Source organism: Pantoea sp. AN62 (assembly GCF_050432985.1).
In the GTDB taxonomy this organism is placed as follows: Bacteria; Pseudomonadota; Gammaproteobacteria; order Enterobacterales; family Enterobacteriaceae; genus Pantoea; species Pantoea brenneri.
Genome location: NZ_JBNPYB010000016.1, coordinates 38,097 through 51,678 on the forward strand (window position 1 = coordinate 38,097; position 13,582 = coordinate 51,678).

6 protein-coding genes are annotated in these 13,582 nt (G+C 55.0%); 4 read left to right on the top strand and 2 right to left on the bottom strand.

Translation table 11 applies throughout. The annotated features are described in order from the left end of the window. Window positions 1–2,658 (top strand): phosphotransferase RcsD, encoded by a 2,658-nt coding sequence (gene rcsD, locus FHW04_RS18360; protein ID WP_089561994.1) that lies wholly within the window; start codon window positions 1–3, stop codon window positions 2,656–2,658. Window position 2,659: 1 nt separating this feature from the next. Beyond that, entirely contained in the window at window positions 2,660–3,310 is a 651-nt protein-coding gene (gene rcsB / locus FHW04_RS18365; protein ID WP_031376602.1) for a response regulator transcription factor RcsB, read from the top strand. Window positions 3,311–3,358: 48 nt separating this feature from the next. Here the strand turns inward: rcsB and rcsC are convergent, their stop codons facing one another. Both rcsC and gyrA read right to left on the bottom strand, forming a co-directional pair. After that, window positions 3,359–6,211 carry a two-component system sensor histidine kinase RcsC gene (gene rcsC / locus FHW04_RS18370; protein WP_031376603.1) on the bottom strand — a complete coding sequence of 951 codons (2,853 nt, stop codon included), beginning with the start codon at window positions 6,209–6,211 and terminating at the stop codon, window positions 3,359–3,361. Window positions 6,212–7,013: 802 nt separating this feature from the next. Continuing rightward, a complete protein-coding gene (gene gyrA, locus FHW04_RS18375; protein ID WP_031376220.1) occupies window positions 7,014–9,689 on the bottom strand; it encodes a DNA topoisomerase (ATP-hydrolyzing) subunit A in 2,676 nt (891 codons plus the stop codon). A gap of 177 nt (window positions 9,690–9,866) precedes the next feature. Between gyrA and ubiG the strand changes: the two genes are divergently transcribed. Both ubiG and nrdA read left to right on the top strand, forming a co-directional pair. Further along, window positions 9,867–10,592 (top strand): bifunctional 2-polyprenyl-6-hydroxyphenol methylase/3-demethylubiquinol 3-O-methyltransferase UbiG, encoded by a 726-nt coding sequence (gene ubiG / locus FHW04_RS18380; protein ID WP_089561982.1) that lies wholly within the window; start codon window positions 9,867–9,869, stop codon window positions 10,590–10,592. Window positions 10,593–11,254: 662 nt separating this feature from the next. After that, window positions 11,255–13,540 (top strand): class 1a ribonucleoside-diphosphate reductase subunit alpha, encoded by a 2,286-nt coding sequence (gene nrdA, locus FHW04_RS18385; RefSeq protein WP_069728985.1) that lies wholly within the window; start codon window positions 11,255–11,257, stop codon window positions 13,538–13,540. Window positions 13,541–13,582 lie beyond the last annotated feature (42 nt).

Genomic DNA, 13,582 nt, shown 5'->3' on the forward strand with positions numbered 1-13,582 from the left:
TTGCCTTATAAGTTTCCCCTGACATCCGGCAATGTCACCCGCTTCTTTGTGGTTTTCAATCTGGTGCTGCTGCTGGCGCTGGGCTTTATGGTGCATAACTCGGTCAATGCCTGGCTGACCAGCAAACGTTACGCCATGACCGATCTGGCGCGCGACGTGCAGAAACGCATCGACGCCTATCGTTTTGCCACCTGGCAGATTTATGAAAACCTTTCAACCAGCGCCGCGGGTGCCGCACCCAGCGCCAATCTGCAAGAGACGCGACTGCGTCCTGACGTCTATTATCTGGAAAAAACCCGCCGCAAAACCGAGGCGTTAATTTTTGGATCGCATGACAGCAGCACGCTGGACATGACCATGCGGATGTCGAACTATCTCGACACGCTGTGGGGCGCCGAAAATCCGACCTGGTCGATGTACTTTCTGAATGGTCAGGATAACAGCCTGATCATGATCTCTACCCTGCCGCTGAAAGATATGGCGACCCGCTATAAAGAGAGCGCCATCAGTTCCATGGTGGATGCCCGTCGTGCGGAGATGCTGCAGCAGGCTAATGCGCTGGATGAACGCGAAAGTTTCTCGGCGCTGCGCCATCTCGCCTTTCAAAACGATCACTACTTTACCCTGCGTACCACCTTTAATCAGCCCGGCCATCTGGCGACGGTGGTGGCCTTTGATCTGCCGGTCAACGATCTGATCCCACAAAACATGCCACTGGAAAACTTCCAGCTGCTGCAGGACAGCTCGGTGAGTACCACCACCACGGATCAGCAGGAGACGGAAGATACCCAGATTTCGCTGGTGAATCCGAATGTGGAAATCGCCGCGACGCTGCCGAGCACCTCGCTGCAGCTGGTCTATCGGGTACCGATTAGCCGGCTGATTATCGATACCCTGCATAACCTGCTGTGGCCACTGCTGATCAATCTGCTGCTTTTCCTGCTGTCGCTGGCCGGCATGGTGCTGCTGCGCCAGCAGTCACTGCGTCCCAGCGAGAACCAGAGCGCTGAACTGGACTCGTTGCGGGTTCTGAATGAAGAGATTGTGGCCAGCCTGCCGGTCGGCCTGCTGGTCTACGACTTTGCCAGTAACCGTACCCTGCTGAGTAATAAGATCGCAGAACACCTTCTGCCACACCTTAATTTGCAGAAGATCATTAATATGTCCGACCAGCATCAGGGCGTGCTGCAGGCGACCATCAATAACGAAGTGTATGAGATCCGCCACGCCCGCAGCGTGTTGTCGCCACATACTCAGCTGTTTATGATGCGCGACCAGGATCGTGAGCTGCTGGTCAACAAGAAGCTGCAAAAAGCGCAGCAGGTACTGGATCGTAATCACCAGATGCGTCAGCAGCTGCTGCATAACCTTGGCCATGCCCTGAATCAGCCGCTGGAGAAAATCGTGGCCCAGCTGGTGCAGCTCAGCCAGCGTGACAGCGATGAAACGGTGCTGGACGTGCTGGATGAGAGCCAGGGTCTGGCGCGACTGGTTGACGATATTGTGCTGCTTAACCGACTGGAGGCGCACGACTGGTCACCGGATGCGACGGTGTTCAGCCTGCAGGAACTGCTGGATGAGATTGCGCTGGAAAGCCTGCCACTGATGCGCCGTAAAGGGCTGTCGCTGGTGGTGAATAACCATCTGGCGAACGACGAGATGCGGTTTGGCGATCGCCGGGCACTGCGTAAAGTATTGATTACCCTGATGCACTATGCGCTGACCACCACGCGCTGGGGCAAAATCACGCTGGAGGTCAAAGCGGCCGATAAGCAGGCCGACCGGCTGATGATTGAACTGGTCGATACCGGTGCCGGCCTGACGGTCGATGAACTGGCGAATGTCGACTTCCCATTCCTCGGTGATACCAGCCAGGATCGCTATGGTCAGGCGTCAGGTATGGCGTTCTTCCTGTGTAAACAGCTGTGCAAGCAGATGGGCGGCAGCCTGGATATCGTGGCAAAAGCCGATATCGGCACCCGCTACAACATGCAGTTGCCGCTGGTGCTGGAACAGAAAACTGAAGAGGAAGAGGAAAAAATTCTTGATGGCGTCACCGCACTGGTGGAGATCGCTGTGGAAGACGTGCACAAGATCGTCTGCCGCCATCTGGAAAACTGGGGTGCGCGTTGTCTGACACCAGACGAGCGTATTTCCGGTCAGGATCACGATGTGCTGATAACCGATGATCCCACCAAACTGAGCGGCTGGTCACTGCTGCTGGCCGGGGATGAACCCGGTCATCACGCGCTGAATGACCAGCAGTATCGGGTTAATTTCAATCTCAGTAATGCGCTGCTCGATGCATTGCTGGCGCTGATTGAGAAGCAACTGTCACACGATGTGATGGAAGATGACGCTGAAGAAGAAGCGGCCACGCCATTGATGAGCGGCGGCTATTTCCAGCTGTTTACTGAGACAGTACCGGTTGATGTAAAGAGACTGTATACTGAGTCGGCGGAAAAGGACTACGCCTCGCTTGCTCAGACAGCGCATCGCCTTAAGGGCGTGTTTGCCATGCTTAATCTGACTCCCGGCAAACAGCTTTGTGAAGAGTTAGAACACCACATTAAAGCGTGTGACGATTCAAACATTACAAATACCACCAGTGATATTGACGCTTACGTCAATCAACTGCTGCAGCAAGGTAACCAATAAGATGAATAACTTAAACGTAATTATTGCCGATGACCATCCAATTGTTCTTTTCGGTATCCGAAAATCTCTGGAACAAATTGAATGGGTTAACGTTGTAGGTGAGTTCGAAGACTCAACAGCACTGATCAACAATCTGTCTAAGCTGGATGCGAATGTCCTGATCACCGATCTCTCTATGCCCGGTGAGAAGTATGGCGATGGCATCACGCTGATTAAATATATTAAACGTCACTATCCGGATCTGTCGATTATCGTTCTGACCATGAACAATAACCCGGCAATTCTGAGTTCGGTACTGGATCTCGATATTGAAGGGATTGTACTGAAGCAAGGCGCGCCAACCGACCTGCCGAAAGCGCTGGCCGCGTTGCAGAAAGGCAAAAAGTATACGCCGGAAAGCGTAGCGAAACTGCTGGAGAAGATCAGCGCTGGCGGTTACGGCGACAAACGCCTGTCACCGAAAGAGAGCGAAGTGCTGCGTCTGTTCGCTGAAGGCTTCCTGGTTACCGAAATTGCCAAGAAACTGAACCGCAGTATTAAGACCATCAGTAGCCAGAAGAAATCAGCCATGATGAAACTGGGCGTGGATAACGATATCGCGCTGCTGAACTACCTGTCGTCTGTCAGCCAGACTCAGGTCGAAAAAGACTAGTATCACGAGGCGGTGCCAGCGGCACCGCCTTTACTTCTGCCCTCTGCTCTATCCTGCCCGCGTTTTACGTACCCGCTCCGCATAGATCGCCAGCGTTACCTTCAGCACATCCAGCGTCACCGGCTTCGACAGACAGTTATCCATGCCTGCATCCATACAACGCTGCTTCTCTTCAGCCAGCGCATTCGCGGTAACGCCAACCACCGGGAACAGATGTCCCAACTGACGAAGCCGCTGCGTCAGTCGGTAACCATCCATGTTCGGCATATTGACGTCGGTCAGCACGATATCAATCTCATTGCGGCTCAGAACGTTGAGCGCATCGACGCCATCCTGCGCCGTTTTGACCTGATACCCCAGCGTACCGAGCTGTTCTGACAGCAGCATGCGGTTGATTGGGTGATCGTCCACAATCAGTACCATGATGTCATCGTTATGCACTTTCTCTTCCACCGGTCCGGCCAGCAGCAGCGCGTCTGCCGCGTCGCTATCCAGCGCGATGCGATAGATGCGCGCCAGCAGCGTCGGTACTTCGTGCAGCGTGGCGGTAGAATGGATCCAGCGTCCCGGCTGGCGTTCACGCGGCATATCGACATGCGATCCGTCAAAGGTCACCAGCGCCCGCAGCGGCAAGTCAATATCCAGTTCGTGGTCGGTCATCACCACATCGTCCGGACCGGGCTTGCCGTGGTACTCAGCCACCTGAATGCCCTGCTGACGTAACTGGCGCGCAATAAATTCCGCCAGGTATTCGTTGCACATCGCCAGCCAGATTTTCTTATCCTGCATTCCTTCCAGCAACGGCAGCGCAGGCTGCTGTCCTTTGTAGATCGGGATACGCACGATGAACTGACTGCCCATGCCCGGCTCAGAGTCGACCTCAATATCGCCGTCCATCATGTTGATCAGCTTTTCACAAATCGCCAGCCCCAGTCCGGTACCCTGGAAATTACGCTGCACGCCGTTGCCCACCTGGAAGAACGGATCAAACAGCCGCGGCAGCTCTTTGGCCGGAATGCCGACGCCGGTATCACGAACGCGGAACGCCAGATAACCCTCGGCAACGTAGGCATGCAGGATGATGCAGCCGGTATGGGTGAACTTGATTGCGTTGTTCAGCAGATTCGAGATCACCTGCTGCAGACGCAACGGATCGCCATCCAGCACCTGCGGCACGTCATGTTCGATGAAGCAGTAGAGCGTCAGCCTTTTTTTCACCACCAGCGACAGATAGTTGCCGACGATATGGGTAACAATTTCACGCGGGGCAAACGGGCGTGGCTCAATCTTCAGCTGTTCCGACTCAATTTTAGAGAAGTCGAGAATATCGCTGATGATTTTCAGCAGCAGGCTGGAGGAGTTATTCATCGCGGTTACCAGCGAATCAATGCCGCTTGGCAACTGCTTGGTCTGCAACAGGTCGAGGTTACCGATAATGCCATACAGCGGCGTACGCAGTTCGTGACTGACGGTGGCGAGGAACATCGATTTCGACTGGCTGGCCTGCTCGGCGGCGTGCGCCATCTCCTGCAGCGACTGTTCCATTCGGACGCGCGCCGAGACATCCACCAGCACGCAAATCGCCACATTCTCATTGCGATAGCGTGAGTGAACAAAGCTGATTTGCAGGTTGGTGTTACTGCCGGTCAGCACATCGACAAAATTCACCTGCTGACCGCCAATGATTTCGTTCAGCCGCTGACGATCTTCCTGGGTCAGCAGCGTCAGATAGTTGTGCGCCAGTTCATTACTCAGGATATTGGTGCCGTCGCTGGTGCGTAAAATACAGATACCGACCGGTGCTGAGGCGACAATCTTGCGGTTAAATTGCTCATGCTCTTCCAGCCGGTGCGCATTCTCTTCGGCGGGCAGAAACATCCGCCGCTCAAACAGCCAGGCGAGCGTAAACAGCATGACGGCACTGAAGATATTCAGCAGCAGCGCATTAATCATCATCAGTTTTAACTGATCGACCACCACGTCAGTGGGAATCGACCAGACGATGTTGAGATCGGACGGCGGCAGCGGTTTTTTCAGGACCAGTTGACGATAGCCGTTGAGGTAGCCAAACCAGGTTTTATCGTCAGGCAGATCATCCAGCGAAAAACCGAGACCGCCACGGCGTGAATTGATCAGCGGACGGTAATTTTCATCAGTAATGGAGGCGATAACCGGCAGGCTGCCGGGCTGAATAAACTCATCCAGACGGATATTTTGCTCAACGCCCAGCAGCGCCTGCAATTTGTTGGCGACATAAACCGGCACCACCATATAGAAGGTGCCCACGCCTGGCTGCGTGGTGCTGTTAATCCAGTACATCGGATTACGGCGTTCTTCTTCATTGCTGTTGCGGTAACGCAGCACGTTTTCGCGCAGGGATTTCAGACTGCGTTCGCGATCGGCATTGCTGCTGCCGATAGTAAAGTCGGCCAGGCACTGATTTTCACCGCCGATAAAGAACACCCGATTCAGCTCGTACGACGAAGCGAAGTTACTTTTCCAGTAATTAATGTAGTAACTGAGCGAATCCAGCGAGTTACGCCAGGTATTGCTCATCGAGGTACAGTCTCCGTCGGAAAACAGCGGGGTAAACTGCGGCTGGGTCGATTTGCCCGGCATCATGCCGGTCAGCACATCCAGCCCGCTGCTGGCATTGGTCAGACGGTTCTCGGTGATATATTTCAGCTCTCGCATCATGTCGGCTGAATGCCGGACATACCACTCGATTGAGCCGTAATTGCTGGCGAACTCCTGGCGGACCTGGGTCTCTTTTTCATGCAACACGCTGATGATGTAAAAGGCGGTCAGCACGGCGCCCAGCGTCCAGATTAGCAGCGCCAGCGCGCGAAAAAGATAGCGCGAGATGCGAAGCGTGGTGCGGAAAGAGACAGGATATTTCAAGTGGAACTCGCAGTTGGCAAGGTTAGTCGCATCGTCATTTTTTAATGCCCATACACTAGCTTTATCGGGCAAAAAAAGCCAGTCGGACGCGGGCTTAGCACCCGGTTTGGGAATCTTTTAACGGCGCGTTGCTATCGTTTCTGAAGCCGCACCCGGCACGAAGACGGCGAGCAACATCACACTTTGCGGCGATCCCTGAAACAGCCAGCCCGGTTTTCAGACCGCAATACCCGATATTCCCCATTACTGCCGCCATTAAAGCGCCAGCGCACAACCGCCAACCCGGAAAGGCCCGCTCTACCCGTCTCCCTACCCATCACAATCAGCAGCCACCATAACCGCCAGCGCACAATCTTCTACCAAGAAAGGCCCGCTCTGTCCGAAGAGCAAAGCGTCCGCGCCACGGAAGACGCGGCCGATCCGCAGGGAAGCGGGTTTCTTTAGCGATCGGGCAGTGCGGGCCTTTCGCCGCCCCCCTCTCACCGCCGCTCCACTTTCCACTTCACCACCCGTCACCTTTCCCACCACAATCAGCAGACACCACAGCCGCCAGCGCACAATCGCCTACCAGGAAAGGCCCGCTCTGCCCGAAAAGCAAAGCGTCCGCGCCACGGAAGGCGCGGCCGATCCGCAGGGAAGCGGGTTTCCTTGGCGATCGGGCAGTGCGGGCCTTTCGCCGCACCCCACTCACCGCAGCGCCCCTTAATGCTTTACAACCTCGTCCGATCACCCAAAAAAAACGGCAGGCCGGGTTTCCCCTGACCTGCCGTTTCGACAACGTACTCAGCTAGCGCCCGAAGAATTACTCTTCGTCGTCTGCCGCCGCGTCATCTTCATCATCGATATCCGCTTCTGGCGCGATCTCTTCGTCATCAAGCTCCGCTTCTGGCGCGATATCATCCTCGCCTTCAGCTACGCTACCGTCGATTGAATCCAGCTCTTCTTCTTCAACCGGTTCAGCAACCCGTTGCAGCCCGACCACGTTTTCATCTTCAGCCGTACGAATCAGAATCACACCCTGGGTATTACGACCCACGACGCTGACTTCTGAAACGCGCGTACGTACCAGCGTACCGGCATCGGTGATCATCATGATCTGATCGCCATCGACAACCTGCACCGCACCAATCACTGGGCCGTTACGATCGGTAACCTTGATTGAGATAACACCCTGCGTCGCACGCGACTTGGTTGGGTATTCGCTGTTAGCAGTACGTTTGCCGTAACCATTCTGCGTCACGGTGAGGATTGCACCCTCTTCACGCGGCACAATCAACGACACCACGCGATCGCCTTCGGCCAGCTTGATGCCGCGCACACCGGATGCGGTACGGCCCATCGCACGGACCGCGGTTTCCGCGAAGCGCACCACTTTACCGGCAGCCGAGAACAGCATGGCTTCGTCGTTGCCGTTGGTCAGCGCCACGCCGATCAGCTCGTCGTCGTCACGCAGATTGACGGCGATAATACCGGCACTGCGCGGACGGCTGAACTCTTTCAGCGCGGTCTTCTTCACGGTACCGCTGGCGGTCGCCATGAAGATGTTGAAGCCTTCGGTGTACTCGCGTACCGGCAGAATCGCGGTAATGCGTTCGTTAGCTTCCAGCGGCAGCAGGTTGACGATCGGACGTCCACGTGCGCCACGGCTCGCTTCCGGCAGCTGGTAAACCTTCATCCAGTAGAGACGGCCACGGCTTGAGAAGCAGAGGATCGTGTCATGGGTGTTAGCAACCAGCAGACGATCAATGAAGTCTTCTTCTTTGATACGCGCGGCCGACTTGCCTTTACCACCACGACGCTGCGCTTCGTAATCGGTCAGAGGCTGATACTTCACGTAGCCCTGATGCGACAGCGTCACGACCACATCTTCCTGATTGATCAGGTCTTCGATATTGATGTCGGCAGTATTGGCGGTGATCTCGGTACGACGCTCATCACCAAACTGATCGCGCATCAGTTCCAGCTCTTCGCGAATCACTTCCATCAGACGCTCGGCGCTTGACAGGATATGCAGCAATTCAGCGATCTGATCCAGCAGCGCTTTATACTCATCCAGCAGTTTTTCATGCTCAAGGCCGGTCAGTTTCTGCAGACGCAGATCCAGAATCGCCTGAGCCTGCTGCTCGGTCAGATAGTACTGGCCGTCACGAATACCGAACTGCGCATCCAGCCACTCCGGACGTGCGGCGTCATCACCGGCACGCTCCAGCATCGCGGAAACGTTACCCAGATCCCATGCCTGTGCCACCAGACCCGCTTTCGCTTCCGCCGGGCTTGGTGCACGACGAATCAGCTCAATGATCGGATCGATGTTAGCCAGCGCAATCGCCAGACCTTCAAGGATATGCGCACGGTCACGGGCTTTACGCAGTTCGAAAATGGTACGGCGGGTCACCACTTCACGACGATGGCGGACAAAGGCTTCCAGAATCTCCTTCAGCGCCATAATCTTTGGCTGGCCCTGATGCAGTGCCACCATGTTGATGCCGAACGAGGTCTGCAGCTGAGTCAGTGAATAGAGATTGTTCAGCACCACTTCGCCGACCGCATCACGCTTGATCTCAATCACGATGCGCATGCCGTCTTTATCGGATTCATCACGCAGCGCGCTGATGCCTTCGACACGCTTCTCTTTCACCAGCTCGGCGATTTTCTCAATCAGACGCGCCTTGTTAACCTGGTAAGGCAGCTCATGAATGATGATGGTCTCACGGCCGGTTTTGGCGTCCGCTTCGACTTCGCCACGTGCACGGATATAAATTTTGCCGCGCCCGGTACGGTAAGCTTCTTCAATGCCACGACGACCATTGATGATGGCAGCGGTCGGGAAATCAGGTCCCGGAATATGCTCCATCAGCCCTTCAATGCTGATGTTCTCATCTTCAATGTAAGCCAGGCAGCCGTTGATCACTTCACGCAGGTTATGCGGCGGGATATTGGTTGCCATACCCACGGCGATACCGGAGGAACCGTTAACCAGCAGGTTTGGAATTTTGGTCGGCAGAACTTCAGGGATCTGCTCAGTGCCGTCGTAGTTAGGGACAAAATCGACGGTCTCTTTTTCCAGGTCAGCTAACAGATCGTGGGCGATTCTGGACATGCGGACTTCGGTATAACGCATCGCCGCAGCGGAGTCGCCGTCGATGGAGCCGAAGTTGCCTTGACCGTCCACCAGCATGTAACGCAGGGAGAAAGGCTGGGCCATACGTACAATGGTGTCGTAAACGGCGGAATCACCATGCGGGTGATATTTACCGATAACGTCACCGACGACGCGGGCAGATTTTTTATAGGGTTTGTTCCAGTCGTTACCCAGTTCGCTCATCGCAAAGAGTACGCGACGATGCACCGGCTTCAGGCCGTCACGCACATCGGGTAAAGCTCGGCCAACGATGACCGACATGGCGTAATCGAGGTAAGAATTCTTTAACTCTTCTTCGATATTGACCGGTGTAATTTCTCTCGCAAGGTCGCTCATGGAGCCGCTATCCCTCTACTTAATCCCGGATTTTAAAGGTGCGAAAGTATATCACACTGCAATGCTCTGGTGAACGTTAACCACCGATTTCAGCTGCTTTTCCTTACGCCTGAAAGGTGTGCCATAACCGGTTAAGCGTTTATACTGATGGCACATTTTGTCAGGAGTTACGATTCAATGAATGCACAACCGCAGAATCATCAGCAGAACGTCGATGCGCAGGAAATTGCCAAATTTGAGGCCGTTGCCTCGCGCTGGTGGGATCTGGAGGGTGAATTTAAACCGCTGCACCGGATTAACCCGCTGCGACTGGGCTATATCGCCCAGCGCAGTAACGGTCTGTTTGGTAAAAAAGTGCTCGACGTCGGCTGTGGCGGCGGCATCTTAGCCGAAAGCATGGCGCGTGAAGGCGCTATCGTCACCGGGCTGGATATGGGTGCTGAACCGCTGGCCGTAGCGCGTCTGCATGCTCAGGAGAGCGGCGTAACGCTCGACTATGTCCAGCAGACGGTAGAAGCTCACGCCGAACAGTATGCTGGCCACTACGATGTGGTGACCTGCATGGAGATGCTGGAGCACGTGCCCGATCCGCGCTCGGTGGTTCACGCCTGCGCGCAACTGGTGAAACCTGGCGGCGAAGTCTTTTTCTCTACCCTGAACCGCAATCCAAAAGCCTGGCTGCTGGCGGTGTTTGGCGCTGAATATGTGCTGCGCATGGTGCCGCGCGGGATCCATGACGTGAAAAAATTCATTCGTCCATCTGAACTGCTGGGCTGGGTAGATGAAACCGCGCTGCGTGAACGTCACATCATCGGCCTGCACTACAACCCGCTGACCAATCGCTTCAAGCTGGCACCGGGCACCGACGTCAATTATATGGTGCATACCCACCGCGCCGTTTAAGCGCCCTGCCCGCCGGCAATCCGGCGGGCGACGTGCTGCGCTTGTTGGCCGGATGGCTCAGCTCCTCGCTGCGCCTGCCCGGCTCCCGCTGGCCTCTGCTTCCTCCTTTATTATGCTTATCGGGCTGAACTGCCAGCCATGCCTCTGGCTGTTGACAGGCACTAAGCTTGTCGGATGAGCCACACCCAACCGGCCAGACTGGCGCTGCAGAAACCGATCGGCATCATTCTGTTGTCTGCCAACGGGTTAGGCTGGGCACATACTGAGCGGTTCAGATTTTCTCTTTTCCCGCATTTCCTGCCACACAACCGCTAGCGGGTTTTGGCGGTTTTTCACCCTTTCCAGGACCTGGCGCAAAGGATTGAATAAGAAATACGCGTCCGATCAAATTAAGAAAAAAAAGTAGGATCGGGTTGACATGATGGCGGGCCTTATAAGACGCGGGCCAGGAAATATCGCAGAAATTACAACCCCTCCTGACATCATTTTTTCCTCTTGTTAAGCGGCAGTAAAATACTAAAATATGCCTCCATATTGTTATGGCTTTTGCCAACACCCCCTAGATGTTGTGTTTATCCACAAATTATTCACAATGAATATGCTGTGTATAAACCGGGATTTCTTTTAATTTTTGGATACTCACGCAAAGGTAAAAACGCGACATGAACCAAAGTCTGCTCGTTACTAAACGCGATGGCCGCCAGGAGCGCATTGATCTCGACAAAATTCACCGTGTACTGGACTGGGCAGCCGAAGGGCTGAACAACGTCTCGGTATCGCAGGTGGAGCTGCGCTCCCACATTCAGTTCTATGATGGCATCAGAACATCTGACATTCATGAGACCATCATCAAGGCCGCAGCAGACCTCATCTCTCGCGAAGCCCCGGATTATCAGTACCTCGCCGCACGCCTGGCTATCTTCCATCTGCGCAAAAAAGCCTACGGCCAGTTTGAGCCGCCGAAGCTGTATGACCAGGTGGTTAAAATGGTCGGCATGGGCAAATATGACCGCCACCTGCTGGAAGATTACAGCGAAGAAGAATTTGCTCAGATGGACGAGTTCCTCGACCACTGGCGTGACATGAACTTCTCGTATGCCGCAGTGAAGCAGCTGGAAGGCAAATATCTGGTGCAGAACCGCGTCTCGGGTGAAATCTACGAGAGCGCGCAGTTCCTCTATATTCTGGTCGCCGCCTGCCTGTTCTCGGGCTATCCGCGCGACACGCGTATGGATTACATCAAGCGTTTCTATGATGCGATCTCAACCTTCAAGATCTCGCTGCCGACGCCTATCATGTCCGGCGTGCGGACGCCAACGCGTCAGTTCAGCTCCTGCGTCCTGATTGAGTGCGGCGACAGCCTCGACTCTATCAACGCCACCTCCAGCGCGATTGTGAAATATGTCTCTCAGCGTGCCGGCATCGGCATTAATGCCGGTCGTATCCGTGCGCTGGGCAGCCCAATCCGCGGTGGTGAAGCATTCCATACCGGCTGTATCCCGTTCTATAAGCACTTCCAGACGGCGGTCAAGTCCTGCTCACAGGGCGGCGTTCGTGGCGGCGCAGCAACGCTGTTCTACCCGATGTGGCATCTGGAAATCGAAAGCCTGCTGGTGCTGAAAAACAACCGTGGCGTTGAAGGCAACCGCGTACGTCACATGGACTACGGCGTACAGCTCAACAAGCTGATGTATCAGCGCCTGCTGAAAGGGGAAGATATCACCCTGTTCAGCCCGTCTGATGTGCCGGGCCTGTATGATGCGTTCTTCGCCGATCAGGATGAGTTTGAACGCCTCTACACCAAATATGAGCAGGACCAGAGCATCCGCAAGCAGCGGGTTAAAGCAGTCGATCTGTTCTCACTGATGATGCAGGAGCGTGCCTCTACCGGCCGCATCTACATTCAGAACGTCGATCACTGCAACACCCACAGCCCGTTTGACGCCAGCATTGCGCCGGTTCGCCAGTCTAACCTGTGCCTTGAGATCGCGCTGCCGACCAAACCGCTGGAAGACGTTAACGACGAAAACGGTGAAATCGCCCTGTGTACGCTGTCGGCGTTCAACCTTGGCGCGATTGACAGCCTCGACGATCTGGAAGAGCTGGCTACCCTGGCAGTACGTGCACTTGATGCGCTGCTCGATTATCAGGACTACCCGATCCCGGCCGCCAAACGTGGCGCGATGGGCCGTCGTACCCTGGGTATCGGCGTGATTAACTTCGCTTACTACCTGGCGAAACACGGTGTGCGTTACTCCGATGGCAGCGCCAATGGCCTGACCCATAAAACCTTTGAAGCCATTCAGTATTACCTGCTGAAAGCCTCAAACGCGCTGGCTAAAGAGCAAGGTGCCTGCCCGTGGTTCAACGAAACCACCTATTCGCAGGGCATCCTGCCAATCGACACCTACAAGAAAGATCTCGACACCATCAGCAACGAGCCGCTGCATCTGGACTGGGAAAGCCTGCGTGAAGAGATCAAAACTCACGGCCTGCGCAACTCAACGCTCTCTGCACTGATGCCGTCTGAGACCTCGTCGCAGATCTCCAATGCCACCAACGGCATTGAACCGCCGCGCGGTCACATCAGCATTAAAGCCTCGAAAGATGGCATTCTGCGTCAGGTGGTGCCGGAGTATGAGCGTCTGAAAGATCAGTACGAACTGCTGTGGGAAATGCCGAACAACGACGGCTACCTGCAACTGGTGGGTCTGATGCAGAAGTTTATCGACCAGGCGATCTCGTCTAACACCAACTACGATCCGTCGCGCTTTGCCAACGGTAAAGTGCCGATGAAACAGTTGCTGAAAGATCTGCTGACCGCTTACAAATTTGGCGTGAAAACGCTCTACTACCAGAACACCCGTGACGGTGCTGAAGATGCGCAGGACGATCTGGCACCTTCTATCCAGGATGATGGCTGCGAAAGCGGCGCATGTAAGATCTAACGGGCGGGCGGGAGAAACTCCCGCCCCACTCCTTTCACGGGG

Bases quoted from the DNA above. Each gene is read 5' to 3' on its own strand.
- ubiG (WP_089561982.1), top strand. From the start codon at position 9,867: ATGAATGCACAACCGCAGAATCATCAGCAGAACGTCGATGCGCAGGAA.
- gyrA (WP_031376220.1), bottom strand. From the start codon at position 9,689: ATGAGCGACCTTGCGAGAGAAATTACACCGGTCAATATCGAAGAAGAG.
- rcsB (WP_031376602.1), top strand. From the start codon at position 2,660: ATGAATAACTTAAACGTAATTATTGCCGATGACCATCCAATTGTTCTT.
- nrdA (WP_069728985.1), top strand. From the start codon at position 11,255: ATGAACCAAAGTCTGCTCGTTACTAAACGCGATGGCCGCCAGGAGCGC.